Raw genomic sequence first — 17219 nt, forward strand, 5'->3', positions numbered from 1 at the left:
TTCAGATTGTTCGGTGCCTGACGTTCTTGCCAGCGCATCCGGGATTGCTTTCTCGACCCCTTGAGGGATCACAAATCAGAAAGCCTGCTTTCCTTTCAGCCCCGCCCACGGGTCAGAGCTGCCGTCCGAGTGGGAAGGCCCCCGCGCCTCCGGGTGCTACGCCCCTCCCCTGCCCGTCTGGTCTTGATTGGCTGCCCGAATTTTCAACGCTGTCCTCCGACCGCGCGATGAAGAACTCCTCCTCTTTGCCGTTCAACCGTTGCCCTTCCTGGTCGGTCAGACCGATGCAGCTGCCGTTCGGCACATAGGTGATCAGGTACTGCCCAAGCCGGTCCTTGTGGACAACGTAGCCGGTATTGGCCCAATGCACGGTCTGGCCGGCATCAACGGCGGCCTTGATGTCTTCGAGTGTCATGCGAACCTCCTCAAGAAGAATGGTGGGGAAACGACGCAAGAAGCCCGGTCGTCCAACCGGGCTTCCATGCAGTATTCGTTTGGCAAACGGCCAAGAGCTGTCAGGCGCTTTGCGTGGCTTGCGTCGCGCGCGCCGCCATCCAATCCTTCAGGCCAAGAACCGTTCGTCCGGCGGCGACTTCGGAGGCCCAGGCAACCCTTGGGTCGCCGCAGGGCTCATCGCCGGAATGCCGGTCGATGTGGCCATTGGCCATCCACGGCTCAGGCTGGATCCGTCGCAGCCAGTCCGCCATGCTCGGAATGCGGCCCTGGCAGTCTTCGCGGACATGCTGCTCGCCGATCCAGCGCACGGGGATTTCCCGACCCGCGCTATTGGTCAGGGTCAGGCCGAAGACACGTTCGGCCTCGAACAGGCCTTGGGCATGGTGACGCAAGGCTCGGTGCGTGAAGAGCGCGAGGTGCTCTTTCGAGGCGTCAAACCAATCGTGCACAGACTGATAGTCAGATGGCACCCCGCCGAATTTCCGGGCAGAGCTTTCGGCATGATGAAGCGGATGGGCCATCTCACAGCCCCTCGTCATAGCTGTGCGAGCATTCGACATAGCGGTCCGCGTGATCCAAGGTGATACTGTCGTTGCGCAAGTCCCAGGTCAGCGTGCCGTAGCCACCCTCGTTGTTCTCGAACCCCGGGTGATGGTGATAGGCGAGCGACCAGGCGAAGTCGCCCACTTCGGTGGCAAGCGGCTCCGGCAGGTTGACCTCTGCAGGCCGCACCGTCACATCCTCGACATTGCCGGAGTCGCCATAGCCTTCATATTCGGCAGTGACCTCGCTGATGCCAAGCGCACGTAGTTGCGCGAGCAGCTCCACTCTGGATGCCTTCAAGGTGGTTTCGCGCTCTGCACGCCACTGAGCCGCCATTGCGGCATAGTCGATTTGGGGATTGGTCATGGGTCTGTCCTCTCGTCTGAATTTGGGGGGACCGGGCGTGGCATTGGTCTGCACGCGCCCGGAAAGCGCAGACCGGTGAAACCCAAATCCGCGACGCCCGACCGGAAGCCCGCTTTGACTTTTCAGGCGGCTTGTTCTGCCGTCACGGCGGCGCGCTGCCCCACGATCCGGGCCAGAATCCTCCCCGTGTCGATCCCCTCCCCGTGCGGCAGGAACACCCTCAGCTGGAAAGCGATGATCTCCGTGAAGCAGCCAAGAGCTTTCAGACCATCGATCATGCCCCGATCCGCGCCAGAGAGCTCGAGGCGCATCTCGCCCGCGACACGGCGACGGGTCAGGGTCATCCCCCGGCCCAGATCGACAGGCGCGGTGGTGCCAAGGGCGGCGGTCAGCATCTCTTGCGGTGTTTGTGGGTTGGAGACGAGGAAGCGGGCGCGTAGCGCTGCGGCCCCGTCCTCACTCAGCGTGCGCCCGATCATGGCGGTCGCCCCATCGGGCGTGACCCGGTAGATGCGCTCATTGGTGGTCGGAATGTCCTTCCAGATCGGCAACAGCAGCCCGGTCAGCAAGTAGAGCTTGGTCGTGGTGGTCTTGGGAAGGGCAGCAGCCTCGGCATCCCAAAGCCGCGCAAACTCAGGCCTTCCGATCTCTTCCCAAGCCGAGGACTCGAACCGTGCCTCTTCAAGGTAGCTCGACCCGTTGGGCCGCACCGCCTTGCGCATCAGCGTGACAATGTCCTCGTCATACATCTGCATCGGGCGCGCCGAAATGAGCGCCGCGCGACCGGAGGCGCGATTGACCATGGGCAGCTTGTCGGGATTGCGCGAGAGGGCGTCATCTGCCGACAGCACATGGACCGGGTCGGTGACCTCGAGCCCGATGATCCGCGTGACGGCGCCAGATTTCGGGCAGGTCCAGAGATCCTCGGTGGAGACCTGTTCGATCTTTTCGCCACGCAGGGTTTCCACGCCGAGATCCAGCGTGCCCGCCGCGCGCGACCGTTCCGTCTGATCCGCGATCCGGTTCATGAACTCGGCAAAGAGCGCGTTCTGCATGTGGATGGGCAGCGCCAACACCCTGTTCAGAAACCGCTGAATTGGTGGCAACTCCTCAAGGAGCACCCCGTCCTTGTCGATCAGCCGCAGGGCCGTCCAGTCGGTGAAGCTCTCGTAGCTCATCGCCTCGGCCCGCCCGGCGGCAAGATCAGCGAAATACCCACGCATCGCCGCCCGCGCGATCGGGCTTTCAAGATTGTCCTCCTCGCGGAACATGCCTTGCGAGCCGGTCTCGCGTTGACCCTTGGTGAGCGCGCCTAGCTGGTCGAGCCGCTTGCTGATCGTCGACGTGAAACGTTTCTCACCATGCACATCCGAGGTGCAGACCCGAAAGAAGGGCGCGCTGACCTGCGCCGAGCGATGCGTGCGGCCCAGCCCCTGGATGGCCGCATCGGCCCTCCAGCCGGGCTCCAGCAGGTAGTGCCGCCGACGCTTCTGGTTCCTCGCAGTCTGCGCCGCGTGATAGGACCGGCCCGTGCCGCCCGCATCCGAGAAGATCAGGACATCCTTCTCGCCGTCCATGAAGGCCTGGGTCTCGGAGGAATTGCTGCTGGCGGCGCGCTTCTCGATGAAGAGATGACCATCCTCGGCTTTGAGAGGCCGGATGGACCGTCCCGTGACCTCGGCAACAGCCTCGTCGCCGAGCGCCCAGAGGATCTGATCCAGCGCCGAAGGGATCGGGGCCAGCGTCATCAATTCCATCATGGCCGCGTCGCGCAGAGCAAGCGCCTCGCGCGAGACAACGAGCGCCCCGGTCTCATCCCGTAAAGGTTCCGCCACCATATTGCCGTCGATCTCAACGAGCTTCTGCGCATGGATCGGGAAGGCCTGTTCGAGGTAGCCCAAGACGTAGTCGCGCGGAGTCAAGGCACCCTCGACGAGTTCATCCTCCGGGTCCATCGTCTCAAGTCGGCGCTTCAGCAGGCTCTCACCCGTCGAGACGACCTGGATGACGCAAGCCTTGCCCGCCGCCAGATCGTCCTTGATCGCGCGGATGATAGTCGGGCCTTTCATGCCCATCAGGAGATGGTTGAAGAAGCGCTGCTTGGTGCTTTCAAACCGGGACTTGGCCGAGGCGCGTGCGGCCGAGGCATTGGTCTCGCCAGAGGCGTCATTGATGCCGGTCGCAGTCAGTGCCGCTTCGAGATTGTGGTGGATGGTGCGGAAGGCGCCCGCATAGGCGTCGTAGATCTCGATCTGGGCCGGGGTCAGCGCGTGTTCGAGCACGTCATACTCCACACCATCGAAGCTGAGGGCACGGGCCGTGTAGAGCCCGAGCGTCTTGAGATCGCGCGCGACCACCTCCATGGCGGCCACGCCGCCTGCCTCCATCGCCGAGACGAAACTCTCGCGGCTCGGGAAGGGGTATTCCGGCCCCTGCCCCCAGAGACCGAGACGCGCGGCATAGGCGAGGTTGTGCACGCTGGTGGCCCCCGTGGCCGAGATGTAGAAGACGCGGGCGCGCGGTGCCGCCAGTTGCAGCCGCAGGCCCGTAAGGCCCTGCTGCGACGGTTTGACCCCTCTGCCCTGCTCGGAGCCTGCCGCGTTCTGCATGGCATGGGCCTCGTCGAAGGCCAGCACACCCTCGAAGCCCTCGCCCATCCACTCAAAGATCTGGCTCAGCCGCGTGGTGCCGCATTTGCCCGCCGAGCGCAGCGTGGCGTAGGTCACGAAAAGGATACCGTCGCCCATCGGGATGGGCTGGTCCGGTTTCCATTTGGAGAGCGGCTGGATGTCAGCGGGCGAGCCGCCGAGATCGGTCCAGTCACGGACCGCGTCCTCGATCAGCGTGGCGGATTTGGAGACCCAGATTGCCTTCCTGCGCCCCGCAAGCCAGTTCACGAGGATGAGCCCTGCGCATTCGCGGCCCTTGCCACAGCCGGTGCCGTCTCCGAGGAAGTAGCCGAGGCGATAGGCCCGTGCATCCGGGTCACCATCGGCGCGCGTCAGCTTGGTCTGGTCGTCATCGATCGCAAACCGCCCCGGCAGGTCACGCCCATGGGCATCATGCGCCATGATGATGGTCTCGAGCTGTGCCGCGGAGAGATGTCCCTCCTCGATCAATCGTGCGGGCAGGCGCAATTCCGAACTGGCGGCACCCGAAGGCACGGGTGGCGCGACAGAGGCCATGGCGATGCTTTCGACCAAGGGCGTGGGATGTTCTTGCGCACCCGCGACCTCGATCCGCTGCGGGCGGTAACGCGCATAGATGTCCGAGACGGGCGTGTTGTCGCGCGGGACATCGAAGCTCGTGAAGGTGAGCGGGCGAACGGCATTCGCCTGGGGTTTGGTGACGGCGACGGGCGAAGCGGCGGTCTTGCGCGGGGCCAATGATGGAAGGCCCGGCCGCGCATGGGGGATCGTTGCGGCCCGCTCGGCGGAGCGCGCTTGAGACCGGGTCGCGGCCACGGCGTCGACATATGCCAAGGCCTCATCCAGATCCTGCACGGTTGCGCGGATGCACGCGCCATCCTCCTTCACCTTGTCGAAGACCATCAGCTGGGTTTCCACACTCGTGCCGAGCTTGCGGTAGACCTGTCCCGGCATCGTGAGGGCCAGGCGCGGCGTGAGGAGACCGCAAGCGCGCGACCAATGCGCGGCATCGCGTTCGGGCGTGAATCCCGACGGCATGATCGCCACAAGCCGCCCGCCGGGTGCCAAGCGCTTGGCGGCCGCGATGAGATGCTTGGCGGCGATGTGTTTGTCGCGGGAGCGATCGACCGAGGAGGCGAAAGGCGGGTTCATCATCACGACGTCAGGCAGAACCGGCGTCTGCAACAGATCGTCGATATGCTCGCCGTCATGGTCTGTGACCTCATCACCGAAGACCGCGCGCAATAGGCTCTGACGAAATGGATCGATCTCATTGAGCAAAAGCGTGGCACCGGCCCGGGCGGCGAACGCGGCCAGGGCACCGGTGCCGGCGGATGGCTCGAGCACGGTCTCGCCCTTGCGGATCGCAGCCGCCTGCACCGCCAGGGCGGCAAACGGCAGCGGCGTGGAAAACTGCTGCAGCCGGATCTGCTGCTCTGACCGGCGCGTTTCCGTCAGAAGCCGCGAGGCAAGCAGCCTTGCAGCGGCGATGTCACCAGCCGCGCCGTCCCCACGCAGCAGCACCTCGATGGCCGCGGCCTGCATCAGGTCATAGGCCATGCGCCAGTCCCAGTCACCGCCGGCATCGCTGCCATGAAACGTCTCGCGCATAATGCGCGCGAGCGTTGAACTGCGCAGGGGCTGGTGGTCGATCTCCGTGCCGATTTGCGCGAGGGCAGAGGCGAGGTTAGCGTCGAATTCAACAGGATTGGGGAGCGTTAAGCGGGGCTTGGACATGGAGGTTTCCTTTGGATCAGGGTCTGAGTTCCAAAGGACAAAAAGCCCACTTTTGCTTTTCAGGGTGCCGGGATCAGACCGCGCTGACCTCCAAGGCTTGGTCAGGACTTGGGTTCGACCTTCCGCTTCGCATCAATCAATGCCTGTGCGGCCTGCATCACCTGAACCTGAGATGTTCCCGAGCGTGCATCCTCCAGCGCAGCGTGCACCTGCGCGCAAAACCACGCGTCATAAGAATTCGCTTCAGCGGCCACGGAAGTGCTCCTCGAGCCCGATATCCAGCAGCTTGCCGAGGTTATCGGGCATGTCTGCAACGCGCACAGCAACTGGGAAACGGTGCCCCGTCAGGTCAGGCGCGCATTGCTCCTCTAGCCCGAGGTGCTGCCCATCCTTTTCCGTCTCATTCATTGTGCTTTCTCCGACCGTATTATTAGCCGATGCTACATCTTCCAGCGTGGCGTCGTAAACGACAATGCCAAAGGGTCACAGCAAGCTGGCCCACTTACCGATCAGGCACCGCTTCAAGGGACGTCTCGAACCGCTCGTGCGCCGCCGCAGCTTCTTTCAGGAGCGCGTCGAAATTGTCAGGTGGATTTCCATCTTCCAGCATCCCTTTGAACGTCGCATAGGCATCCGTCTTGCTGCCATAGGCGCGCAGGGTCTTGTCGTCGTTCACCCAGGCCACCACGATGACCTTCGCATCGCTGTTGAACCGGTAGAACAGCCGATACTGCTGGAAGAATTTCGCCCGGAACCAGTGTTTGCGGTGATCGCCGAGCGTACCGCCTTGCCGGAAGGCGGCGGCACCCGGATCTGCCGGTATGGCCTCGGTGACCAGCTTGAAGATGGCGGCCAGCCGTTTCGTGCAGTTCTTCTTTTGCCAGGTCTTTGGATCGCGTGCCTTACGCGCTTCAACCTCCTCGATCAGCCCTTCGAGCTGGTCCAGAAAGAGCGGATGCGCATAAATCGACCATCCGTTTACGACAAGGGGCGCCCCTGCGGGCACGCTATCGCCGCTCATTCATCCTCGGGCGATAGCGGCGCATCGAGATCGACGTCAACGTCTCCGACCAGTGCTGCAAGACGGCCATGCAAAGCCCCATCGAACGCCCGAATGCGATCCGGATGTGCCTTGATATCGGCCTCGACAAAATCGAGAAAGGCGCCGAGCGCGGGATCATCCTCGTCGCTGCGCACGGGCTCGATATAGACCCTGCCACTCGGCTCGGTACAGTAACGAATCTGGTCGCCCTTGCCCAGCTTGAGCTGTTTGCGCACACCCGCCGGCACGGTCGTCTGATACCGGTCCGTGAGCTTCGAGACATCTTGTGCGAGCGCTGTCATGGCAGTCTCCTGAAAGAAAAGGGTCTTTGCTGTCCGCCACAGGTAATGCATTTGCATTGCCTTGTCAAGACAAGCCGCAGGATCTGCTGTCGCCGACCGGCCAATCAAACAGTTTTTCTGGAGTCGGATTAGAAAACTGAAAAACCCGCCGCAATGCGACGGGCTTTTGCTTTCTTTGTGCAATGAGGGGAGGCATAGTGCCCGCAGTCTCAAAGCTCAAAACCTATATGGCACCGAAAGTCTTTACTGTCAATGTATCCACCGTTCACGGCTGATGAAGAACACCACCTTCCGAACGTCCTATCCGCACCTAGGTTTGCGACCTATCTGCGCGAAACCGGCAATGATCGGACACGAGCTCTCCACCTATACCACTGGAATCTTCAAGTATCAGCCGCGTTCATGGTTCCACTCCATGTTTTGGAAGTTGCGCTGCGAAACGCGATCGTGGAAGCGATCGAAGCTGTCCATGGAGGAACATGGCCTTGGACACAAGGCTTCATCCGTTCGTTACCGAACCCGCGCGGTCCTGCATACAGCCCCAAACGAGACCTCGAAGGCTGCGCAGCGCAGCAACCCACTGCCGGAAAGGTCGTCGCCGAACTAAAGTTCGTGTTTTGGGAGAAGATGCTGACAAATAGGCACCAAGGCAGACTGTGGGACGAACATTTCTACGCAGTGTTTCCGGACGCGCCTCGTGGTGTCGCGGCCAACCAGCGCCGATCTGAATTAAGATCTGACATCGAAGCCGTGAGGAGGCTCCGCAACAGAATCGCACACCATGAGCCTGTTTTTCCGCGCGCTCTTCAGGATGATTTTGATCGGATCATCCGCTGCATAAGATGGCGCAACGAAACGACCGGCAACTGGGTGCTGGAAATCGAGACGGTACGCGCACTACTCGCAGTGCGCCCCTAAGGGTCCTGTCCCGCGAGATACTCCGCCAGCACCGGGCTAGCCGCACCTTTCGTGGAGCTGAGCAGCTCCGAGCCCGCAAGCGAGGCCTTCGACAGGCGTACGAGCCCACCAGTTTCCTCGATGCGGTAGCAGCGGCGCTTTTGCCGCCCGCGCCTGTAGTGGGTCGCGGTGACAATCTGGCAGGTACTGCCATCGGTGAGCGTCACAGGGGTGGCGAGCTTGATCTTGTCGCCTTCCTCGTAGTCCGGGATCGCAGCCCAGTCCTGGCAGCGCTGGCGCCAGGCATGAGCATAGCTGTCTGGGTCTTTCAGCTCGGACAGCAGGGCCAATAGGCTCAGTGGCGCGCGGGATTCGACCGGTCCCGCGCTTTCCTCCATGTCCTTGTAGCCCCAGCAGCCGTCATCATATCGGGTAAGGAATACGGCGGCGAAAGTGATGGAGCCATCCGCATCGGTGACATAGGTCGTGTCTTCGACAGGGGTGCCGTCGATATTTGTGACCTTTGCCGCCGCGTACCAAGTCGAACCCACCTTGCAGGCTTTGACCAGTTCCGTCTTGCGCCTTTCGCCCTCGAAGGTGCACAGCCGAGCAATCTCCGCTTTCTCATCCGCGTAGGTCTGGACGCGGCCGTCGGTGTAGAAGAGCCAACCCATCACGCCGCCCTCCGGTCATCGATTTCCATCAGCGCATCGAGCGGCACGCGGTAGGGCTGCATGGCGTCAAAATCCTCGCAATTGCCGCAGTTCTGTACGATCGCGAAGGTGTCGCAGGCATCCTTGAGGATGACCCGGAAGGTGCCGCCGAGGCCTGACGGCACCTCGTAGGTCCCGCCGATGAGATAATCCGAGGCCCGGCGCACGAAGACGCGGATGCTGTGGCCATCGGTGGCGAGCCGGATCGCCCCCCGCCCCCGGTCGATGAGCACCTGCACGTCATCCAGGATGTCGGTATAGAACTGGCCGGTCAGATCGCGAAACGCCATGCGGCGCTGCGCCATCCAGTCGGTGTCCCGAAACGGGTTCATGCCGTCGGCGAAAGCGAAGGAGGGATCGGCCTGTTCGGTGGTGACGATACGGGTGGTCGTGCCATCGATGCCGTTTGAGCGCAGATGCACACCATTGCCGACGATGAGGATCAGGGCGGGCCTGTCCACGGGCCCGTTCCAGTTGGGCAAGAAGGTTTTGCAGGCGCGCGCATGGGCGATCTGTTCCGCAACAGCGGACGCAGAGAACTTGAGAATAGCCATGAGGATGTCTTTCGGTTGGGTGTGGGAGGGTCGACCCGCGCGGGGAATGCCTCGCGCGAGTCGCGTGAGGACTCAGGCCGCTTGCGCGACCTCGCTGTCAGGCTCGGGGGTTTCCGCAGCGGGCTCCGCCTCATCACAGGCGACACCGGCGGTCTGCATCATGGGCGGGCACCAGGTGGCCACGGCAGCGCGCTGCGCGTCCGTGAGTGTGGCGAAAGGCTCGGCGAAGAGCTTGTCGCAGAAGGCGACGATCTCTTTCTTGCTCGACGAGGCGAGCGTCACCGCCTCTTGGGCGAGACCCAGATCCTCGCCGAGAATCTTCAGGAGCCAGGCCTTCTTGAAGCGGTTGAAGAGCGCCGCATTCGGCGTCCAATATGCGCGAATGTCGGGCATGATCTCGATCTCGAACGCATGCATCAGGCTGTCGCGCCGAGGATCCCGCGCGAAGCAGGACTGCGTGGTGCTGGCGGTGGCATAGGCCACGAGCTTGGCCTTCTCGCCTGCCTCCAGCGCGCGAAACGCCGCGAACTGATCGGCGGGCGCGCGGGTGTCATCGAGCCAGGAGAGATCAAGCGCATCATGCGCCGCCGCCACCTGCTCGAGCGAGGTCTCGTCGATCTCGTCCATCTTGGCATGGCTGCGGTATTCCTTGCGGGCATCGATCTTGATCGCCTGCGTGACACTCATGCCGCTAGCCAGAACATCACTGACCAGCTTGAAGAGCGTCACATCAAGCGTGGCCTCCGGATGCAGAGCCATGGCAGCCCCGAGGGCCATGGCCCGCTCGGTCTTGAGGTCCTCAGCCAGTGAGGCTGGATAGGTGATTTCGCCGGCGTGCGGGGCTTCTTCTCCGGGCGGGCCAGCCGAGGAGCCGCGCGCGCCCTCCTCTTTGACGGTGTCCTCCGGGCGGACGAGGCCAACTTGGAGGGTGATCTGCCCACCCTGCCACGACGCAATCACACCAGCGCGGGCGAGGTCATCTGCGCTATAGGCCTCCTGCAGGTCGCGGGCTTCCTCTTCCAAGGCGTCCACGCGCTCGTAAAGCGCGTTGTAGGCTTCGTCCTCGAGCCCCTCATCCTCCATCTCGAGCTGGAGTTGCTCGAGCTCGGTGGTGATCTCGTCGATGCGCTTCTGTGCCTCTTCATCCGGTTCGATCGGGCCGGGATAGACGCGGCCGTAGTCGGCCATGGTCGCGTAATCATAGCGCACCATCGCATCTGCCCAGGCAAAGCCCAGTTTTGCGCGGGCCTGCTCAGCGGCAGCCCCGAGTTTCTCGAGCAGGATAGTCTCGACCAGCGCCGCATCCTCGAGCACGGAATGCTCTTCCAGAAGGTCAGCCGCGACGGCACCGCCACGCGCCTCGTAGTCTTCGCGCACGAAAACCCCGATATCGTCGCTGACCTGCACCCCGCGGGATTTGAGCGCCTGACGGACAGTATAGGCCTGCAGGTAGCTGTACTCCTTGGTGAGCGCCTCGAAGACTTCCTTCTGCACCTCCTGGCTGGGATGCTCGGCAAAGGCCTTCATCGTGTCGAGCGTGATCACTTTGGCCCGGGCCGCTGCGCGGATGTCGGGGTGGATCAGGCCATAGCGCAACCGGCCTTTCACGGCGGCAACCGTCGCGCCGAAGGTCTTTGCGATGGTCTCGGGCGTCTGACCGTCGACTTCCATCATCCGCGCGAAAGCCTCGAACTCGTCGATTGCATTCATCGGCGCTTGCGTGATGTTCTCGGCGAGCGACAGAGCCGTGGTGACGTCGCAATCCTCGGGCACGAGGCGGCAGTCGATCTTGGTCTTGGCGGTGAAGCCCTTCGAGGCCTTGTCCGAGATCAGTTCCTTCAGCGCGGCGTGACGACGCCCGCCCGCCAGCACGGCGTATTTGCCGTCGAGTTTCTGGACCAGGAGCGGCTGGAGCAGGCCCAGCACCGCGATGCTGGCTTTCAGATGTGCGATGTTCTCGGGGTCGTAGGTTTCCGGCGAGTTGCTGCGCACATTGGCGGGGTGAGCTGTCAGATCGCCGATGGCGACGGAAGCGGGTTTGAAACTTGCGGTCATGGGATATCCTTCTCGATGGATTAGATGCGGCCCGCGCATTCAGATGCGCGGTCAATCCCCAAGGGCGGGGATCACAACGACAAAAGGCCCACTCTCCCTTTGAAGGGTCAGCGGGCCTTAATCTCTTGGGGTGTCAGAAGGGGGTGTCCCCTCCCCTACCAGTCGCACGCCTTCATGATGGTCAAAACGCGCATGGTGGTGGCGGGGTTGTCCGGCGCCTCAGCCCCGTAGCGGAAGTCGGAACCGGCTTCGTACAAATCCAGTTTCCAGAACACGGTCTCGCCTCGGATCTCGACCGCCCCGAAATCATGCCAGCCCTCGGGGTCATTCTCGGGCTCGAACGCGGCAAACTCACCAGTCGCCATCACCGCCTCGGCCATGAAGCCGTCGCCAGCCTCCATAATCGAGCGGGTCACATGCATGCGGCCCTGGATCGGCTGCGCGGGCGGCACCCCAAGGCAAGCGAGCTTGCGAAACGCGTCGTTCTGCGCCGCGATCACACTCGGATCCGGGCGGCCTGTCTGGGCTTGTGCGATGATGGTCATTGGGCTCTCCGTTGAGAAGTTGAAACACCCTTCCCAAAGCCTGCTTTGTCTTTTGCCCGGTTGTGGCCTTGCCAGAGCACTACACTATTTCAAACCACACCCAGAAAGACACCAACCAAGACCAAATCGACATCCGTTTCACACCAACCCTGCGACGCCCACCACTCCTTGGTGGATATTCGTGTCTTTCATGCTTATCGTAACGTCAAATGAACTGCTGAAAGCACTCAGATGCCATCACTCGAACTCCTCATAGCCTTTTTGATTGCGACAAGTATTTTTGCATACATGCCTGGCCCTTCGACACTATACGCCGCAGCGCAAACCATAGCCCGTGGTCGTCGAGCAGGTTGGTTTGCCGCTCTCGGGATCCATATCGGCGGATATGTTCACGTTTTTGCGGCTGCTGTCGGCCTTGCGTTCCTGTTTGAAGCGGTTCCAACACTGTACTTGGTTTTGAAATTGGCTGGCGCCGGCTACCTGATCTGGCTTGGAATCAAAATGTTCTTGACCAAAATTGACACTCAGTCGGAAATGGTCGGAGCAACCGAAAAGAGTGCGAAACGTGCCTTTTGGGAGAGCGTTTCAGTCGAAGTTCTTAATCCAAAAACTGCAATCTTCTATGTAGCATTTCTTCCCCAATTCGCAGATCCAAGCGCCGCATTTCCGATCTGGCTCCAACTTCTCGTTTTGGGAACAATCGTGAACATCATGTTTTCGAGCGCCGATGCGATATGCGTCATTCTCGCCGACAAGATTGCGGCGATTTTCAAGGCCTCAGGGTCAGAAAATCGAATTGCACAACGGGTTGGCGGAAGCATCCTGGTGGCACTTGGCGCCAACCTCGCAATGGATCGGCGCTGAAGAGCGATTGCACTCCTCTATGCCTCGCGCCAGCCGGGTACGAACATTAGTCGGAAGTGGTCTGTAGTGAGCAACCGACCGGTGCTCATGCGGCCTCGGCGTCCTCCCCTGCCCTACCCGCCTCCGACCGTGCGATCAGGTAGTCACAAGCGCGCTGCGCGTCAGCGGCGTGCTTGAAGATCGCGTTCTTGTCAGAGCGTAGAACGCGCAGCCAATTGTAGAGATACGCCGCGTTCAGCTCGAGCGTATGGGCCGTAAAGCCGAGCGTCTGGCCAAGGAACACCGAGGTCAGCTCGGCGACGATCTCTTCGCGGGCATAGGCCGTGTTGCCGAAGCGCGAGAGACCGTAGTCGCGGTTCAGCCGATGGCGCGCCTTGGTGGCATGGGCGAGCTCATGCGCCCAGACCCCGTAGAAGTTCCGCGGGTTTTCGAACCGCGAAACGGATGGCATGAACACCTTGTCTACGGGTGGCAAATAGTATGCTTCCGTCCCTGTGAAGACGGTCGTGATGTCGATGGCGTCGAAAAACGCCTGCATGTGCGGGATGGGTTCGGACGGCGGATGTTCAGGCGTTAGCTCAGGGTCGGGATAGAAGCTCTCGGGCAAGCCCTCGATCTGGCAAGCATTGAACACGCGGTAGGATTTCTGGAAGCGGAAGATGCGCGCCTCCTCGGACTGATCATCGCTCTCCTCCTGATCATCCTCGCCGCCAGCGCCTTTTCGGCTTTGGCCGTAGTAGACAACGATAGACGACTTCTCGCCCTTGCGAACCTTTGCATCCAAGGCATTGGCCTGCGGAAGCGTCATCCAGAAGGGCGAGCTATGACCCGCCATCACGGTGCGCATGGTCAGAAGGAAGTTGTTGACCCCCTGGTAGGGCTCACCGCCCACGCGCAGGGGTCGAGAGCTGCCACCTGCGGTCCAGGGCTTGCGCCACGGCAGGACGCCGCGCTCGATGATGCGGATGATTTCGTTGGTGATGACCTCGGAGGCATCGAATTTGGGCGTGCGGGATCGGGCCATGGCTGGCGTCCTTTCGAGTTTTGGTGAGAAAGACAGACCGGAGCCCGGCCCGGACCCGTCCGAGGGACCCCCAAGGTCCCTCATCTGTCAGTCACAAAACCGGAAGGACACTTTCCCTTTCTGCCAACCCGGAGGCACAGGCTGAGGAATTCTGGGGCCGTCAAAACCGCGGTTCACCTTCATTGCATACTGCACCCAAAGATCGGCAACGCACATCGGCAAAGAAGTCCTTAAACCTTATGATTTACAATATTTACCAATGATTTAGGACTTTCCCAAACCGGCAGGTCTCACCGGAGCTTGACGAATACCTCCATGGAGTCGGCGTTTCGGGCTTCGCCTGTGACAAGCCTTTTTAGGTCGCCGTCAGGGAATAGCTGGTGCTGCGTCCACCAGCCTCATCTTTCTCCAAGGCGCCCAAGTCGATCAGATCAAGGATGTCGCGATAGGCCGTGTCCTGCGAACACTTTGCGATCTTTGCATATTTTGACGTCGTGAGTTTGCCTTCGAACCCATCCAGCAGGCGGCTCAGTATGTCCCGCTGCCGGTCGTTTATGTTCGCCGCTCCGTATTTCTCCCAGAACCGCGCCTTCCGGAACACGGCCTCAAGGATGATCTCGGCACCATCGAATGCGCGGTCCAGGCAAGCCAGGAACCAAACGAGCCACGCCGTGACATCAAGCCCGCCTTTCTGCGTTTTCTCGAGCATGTCGTAATAGTCGCTCCGCTCCTGTCGGATTTGCGTCGACATGCTGTAGAACCGCTGGGCGCTGCCTTCGGATCGCGCCAAGGCCATGTCTGCAATCGCGCGCGCAATGCGCCCATTGCCATCATCGAAGGGGTGGATGGTGACAAACCACAGATGAGCGATGGCGGCATGTATGACGGGATCCGCCTCGGAGGACTGATTAAACCAAGTCAGGAAGCGCGCCATTTCAGGGTCTAACCGTTCAGCGCCCGGCGCCTCAAAATGCACGCGTTCGCGGCCATAAGGTCCTGATACAACCTCCATGGGACCATCACGCCACCCCCCTACCCTGATCCGGGTCATTCCGCTTCGCCCGGTTGGAAAGAGAGCCGCATGCCAGCCGAACAGACGCTCCGCGTCCAGTGGCTGGTCATACGCTTGGGTCGCGTCCAGCATCATCTCGACAACTCCATCAACATGGCGATCAGACGGGATCAGTCCACCAATTTCCAGACCCAACCGCTTTGCGATAGATGAGCGAACCTGATCCTTGTCGAGCGTCTCCCCCTCGATCTCACTGCTTTTGACGACATCACTGGTCAGTGTTCTGAGCATCGCCTCGCTCTGAAGATCGAAGCCAAGACCCTCCATGCGCCCCAAGAGTTTGCCTTGGCGGTGACGGACCGCAGCAAGTTGTGAAGACAGTTTGGCCTTGTCCCAGGTAAACTGGGGCCAATCAGGGAGTTCGTGAATGTAAGTCATATTTTGCGCATTCCTTGCGGAGATTATACGGCACAATCTCCGCAAGACAACTGCAAGCACCGCAGAGGGTGCGGAGAATAAGAGCGGCAATCTCCGCATGCTCGACCTGGAACTTTAATTTCAGCAATAATGCCGCTAAATTTCGTCAGTATCACTGTAGGAAAATAGCTCATGCACATCATGAACTTTGCTGAAGCTGGGCAATTCGAACCGCGCAAGATCGCTGCGGTTCTACGCACATCAACAGAAGAGATCGCACTGACCGTCGGCTTGGGCAAAGACGCGTTACAGAGCCGAGCGCGCATCGGTTCGGACAAGACACAGCGCCGCCTGCGCGAATTGGTAGAGGTGCTGAAAAAGGTCGAACCCCGCTGCGGCTCGGAACTGATGGCCTATGCATGGTACCGTTCAGAGCCCCTGCCCGGCTTTGGTGGCCGGACAGCCATGCAGCTTGTGCGGGAAGGCAAAGCGCAGCAAGTTCTGGAATATATCGATGCGGTTGATGCGGGCGTCTTTGCCTGATGCCGCTGAAAGATGGGCGCTACACAGGGCCGCCCTATCGCGCCCTGAACCCGGTCTAGGCGCGTGAACCCTTGTCCGGACGAGGCGCTGATCTCTGTGGAGGGCGCTTTAACGCCAAGGGCACCCTCGCCCTCTACACCTCGCTGGACCCAACGACTGCATTTCGGGAGACCAACCAGGTCGGCAGCCTGCAACCCACGATCCTGGTGTCCTACAAGGCCTACCTTGGGCCGATTTTCGATACCCGCGATCAGGACGGACTTGACCGGTAAAACGCAACCGAGGCGATGCTTGCCGACCCTGCATGGCGCATGGAGATGCACGATGGCCGACCTGTTCCGACACCGAATTTAGCAAGCGTTCTCATAGCGGATCGCTTTGGGACGCTTCTGATCCAAAGTTTTGCGAAGGGCGCGTCATCATCGGATTTCAACATCGTGTTGTGGAACTGGAGCAACCAAGGTTGCGGCCTTATTGTCGTTGACGACGAAGACCGTCTTTCAAAGATCTAATCCGCTGGTCCCGGCCTCACCGACGATGGATTTGCAGATAGTCTTCGATTGGGAGCATCAGAACTGAATGCAGGCTTTCTTTTGCAAGTTACCCTGAGTCATGGTGACATCCGAACCGTTCCCAATACCTCTGAACACACAACTCGAAGCAGCCCAAACAATCTGACCGCTGCGGGAGGCTTGAGTTCCACGTTATCGAAGGTGCCTTTCCTGTCGGCATTTCCTTTGGATAATCGAGAGCGGCTCCTTGCAAACCTGCTTGGTTATGGTGCCCTGCCCGTGTGGCTGACAATCGAAGTATCCTCTTTCTGTCCAAGTCCGCGAGCGCAGCCTCTGACCGTGTTGGATAGAAGTTCACAACTGTGAACCATCCCGAGCGATCCTTCTTGTCAGCCAAGTTCACAGCTGTGAACTCATCATGCAGCATCCCGCCGCATCAAGGCCATAATCATCGGTCCGCAGGAGAACTCCCCAATTGCTGCCTTTGAAGATAGGGTTCTCAAGTAGCCTCCGGGTGATCGGATATCCGCAAACCGTTCAAGCATTGCAACGATGACAACAGACGCCTCCTCGGGGCCCATATAGCGTTTCGCCTCGTCCCACGCGGAAGGCGAAATACCCATCATGGGCCTGACCACATCAGCTACCCGGACCAGATCGTGCCAGTGGCGCACGGGCTGCTCGGAATAGGCTTTGAATTCCTGACAGCAGGCGAGGACGAGACCAAGCGGTATATTCGGCATTAGTTGATCGTCGGCAGTTACCGTTGAGTTGGCCCCATCTTCAGAACACAGAAGGCTATCGGCCACTTCCGGAATTTCGCCCGCAACGCCGCCGCCCCCCGCTTTTTCTAAGCGAGGTTCAAGATCATTAGAGTCTTTATTTGAATTCTGATAGTGCTGCTCAGAAACAGCATCATTGGTGCTCATATTTTCTGTTTCACAGCCATCCAGAAGGCTTCGGGCGCGATCTAAAGCTGACCCCAAAGC

At 60.7% G+C, this 17219-nt stretch carries 19 protein-coding genes; 4 read left to right on the forward strand and 15 right to left on the reverse strand.

What is annotated here, in order from left to right; all coding sequences use genetic code 11:
- Positions 1-112: 112 nt before the first annotated feature.
- The 8 genes from PM04_RS15320 to PM04_RS15350 form a co-directional block, all read right to left on the reverse strand.
- On the reverse strand, positions 113-415 hold the full coding sequence (locus PM04_RS15320; protein WP_038008441.1) for a hypothetical protein: 303 nt from the start codon (positions 413-415) through the stop codon (positions 113-115).
- Between the two features lie 100 nt (positions 416-515).
- Complete coding sequence (locus tag PM04_RS15325; RefSeq protein WP_038008443.1) at positions 516-977, reverse strand: hypothetical protein; 462 nt, start codon at positions 975-977, stop codon at positions 516-518.
- A 1-nt stretch (position 978) separates the two neighbouring features.
- Complete coding sequence (locus tag PM04_RS15330; protein WP_038008444.1) at positions 979-1365, reverse strand: DUF6878 family protein; 387 nt, start codon at positions 1363-1365, stop codon at positions 979-981.
- A 122-nt stretch (positions 1366-1487) separates the two neighbouring features.
- Positions 1488-5750, reverse strand: a complete 4263-nt coding sequence (locus PM04_RS15335; protein ID WP_038008447.1) for a strawberry notch family protein — start codon at positions 5748-5750, stop codon at positions 1488-1490.
- Between the two features lie 101 nt (positions 5751-5851).
- Positions 5852-6004 (reverse strand): hypothetical protein, encoded by a 153-nt coding sequence (locus PM04_RS15340; protein WP_038008449.1) that lies wholly within the window; start codon positions 6002-6004, stop codon positions 5852-5854.
- On the reverse strand, positions 5994-6158 hold the full coding sequence (locus tag PM04_RS18105; RefSeq protein WP_200880357.1) for a hypothetical protein: 165 nt from the start codon (positions 6156-6158) through the stop codon (positions 5994-5996). The genes PM04_RS15340 and PM04_RS18105 overlap by 11 nt, the downstream gene beginning before the upstream one ends.
- A gap of 94 nt (positions 6159-6252) precedes the next feature.
- Positions 6253-6771: a type II toxin-antitoxin system YhaV family toxin gene (locus tag PM04_RS15345; protein WP_038008451.1), complete on the reverse strand. Its 519-nt coding sequence runs from the start codon at positions 6769-6771 to the stop codon at positions 6253-6255.
- Complete coding sequence (locus tag PM04_RS15350) at positions 6768-7094, reverse strand: type II toxin-antitoxin system PrlF family antitoxin (RefSeq protein WP_038008503.1); 327 nt, start codon at positions 7092-7094, stop codon at positions 6768-6770. Before PM04_RS15350 ends, PM04_RS15345 begins: the two co-directional genes overlap by 4 nt.
- 402 nt (positions 7095-7496) lie before the next feature.
- Between PM04_RS15350 and PM04_RS15355 the strand changes: the two genes are divergently transcribed.
- Positions 7497-8012 carry a hypothetical protein gene (locus tag PM04_RS15355; protein WP_235281454.1) on the forward strand — a complete coding sequence of 172 codons (516 nt, stop codon included), beginning with the start codon at positions 7497-7499 and terminating at the stop codon, positions 8010-8012.
- On the opposite strand, the gene PM04_RS15360 is transcribed toward PM04_RS15355, so the two are convergent.
- From PM04_RS15360 to PM04_RS15375, 4 genes are all read right to left on the reverse strand, one after another.
- Positions 8009-8665 carry a hypothetical protein gene (locus PM04_RS15360; RefSeq protein ID WP_038008453.1) on the reverse strand — a complete coding sequence of 219 codons (657 nt, stop codon included), beginning with the start codon at positions 8663-8665 and terminating at the stop codon, positions 8009-8011. The genes PM04_RS15355 and PM04_RS15360 overlap by 4 nt on opposite strands.
- The gene (locus PM04_RS15365) at positions 8665-9258 is read right to left on the reverse strand and encodes a hypothetical protein (RefSeq protein ID WP_024099304.1); all 594 of its coding nucleotides are present in this window, start codon (positions 9256-9258) and stop codon (positions 8665-8667) included. Before PM04_RS15365 ends, PM04_RS15360 begins: the two co-directional genes overlap by 1 nt.
- A 72-nt stretch (positions 9259-9330) precedes the next feature.
- Positions 9331-11313 carry a ParB/RepB/Spo0J family partition protein gene (locus PM04_RS15370; protein ID WP_038008454.1) on the reverse strand — a complete coding sequence of 661 codons (1983 nt, stop codon included), beginning with the start codon at positions 11311-11313 and terminating at the stop codon, positions 9331-9333.
- Between the two features lie 155 nt (positions 11314-11468).
- Positions 11469-11858 carry a DUF3768 domain-containing protein gene (locus PM04_RS15375; RefSeq protein WP_038008456.1) on the reverse strand — a complete coding sequence of 130 codons (390 nt, stop codon included), beginning with the start codon at positions 11856-11858 and terminating at the stop codon, positions 11469-11471.
- 231 nt (positions 11859-12089) lie between these two features.
- On the opposite strand from PM04_RS15375, the gene PM04_RS15380 reads away from it, so the two are divergent.
- Positions 12090-12722, forward strand: coding sequence for a LysE family translocator (locus PM04_RS15380; protein ID WP_038008459.1), 633 nt, complete (start codon positions 12090-12092; stop codon positions 12720-12722).
- Between the two features lie 85 nt (positions 12723-12807).
- On the opposite strand, the gene PM04_RS15385 is transcribed toward PM04_RS15380, so the two are convergent.
- Together PM04_RS15385 and PM04_RS15390 are read right to left on the reverse strand one after the other, a co-directional pair.
- A complete protein-coding gene (locus PM04_RS15385; RefSeq protein WP_038008460.1) occupies positions 12808-13746 on the reverse strand; it encodes an ArdC family protein in 939 nt (312 codons plus the stop codon).
- Between the two features lie 355 nt (positions 13747-14101).
- Positions 14102-15196, reverse strand: a complete 1095-nt coding sequence (locus tag PM04_RS15390; protein ID WP_038008463.1) for a Fic family protein — start codon at positions 15194-15196, stop codon at positions 14102-14104.
- 171 nt (positions 15197-15367) lie between these two features.
- On the opposite strand from PM04_RS15390, the gene PM04_RS15395 reads away from it, so the two are divergent.
- Both PM04_RS15395 and PM04_RS18260 read left to right on the forward strand, forming a co-directional pair.
- Positions 15368-15718: an MbcA/ParS/Xre antitoxin family protein gene (locus PM04_RS15395; RefSeq protein ID WP_038008466.1), complete on the forward strand. Its 351-nt coding sequence runs from the start codon at positions 15368-15370 to the stop codon at positions 15716-15718.
- A 71-nt stretch (positions 15719-15789) separates the two neighbouring features.
- On the forward strand, positions 15790-15990 hold the full coding sequence (locus PM04_RS18260) for an RES family NAD+ phosphorylase (protein ID WP_234702898.1): 201 nt from the start codon (positions 15790-15792) through the stop codon (positions 15988-15990).
- A gap of 656 nt (positions 15991-16646) precedes the next feature.
- On the opposite strand, the gene repC is transcribed toward PM04_RS18260, so the two are convergent.
- Positions 16647-17219 (reverse strand): plasmid replication protein RepC (repC, locus tag PM04_RS15405; protein ID WP_038008467.1); only part of this gene is annotated, 573 nt, incomplete at its 5' end.

Origin of the sequence: Thalassobacter sp. 16PALIMAR09 (assembly GCF_000765485.1) — a bacterium.
GTDB lineage: Bacteria > Pseudomonadota > Alphaproteobacteria > Rhodobacterales > Rhodobacteraceae > Thalassobacter > Thalassobacter stenotrophicus.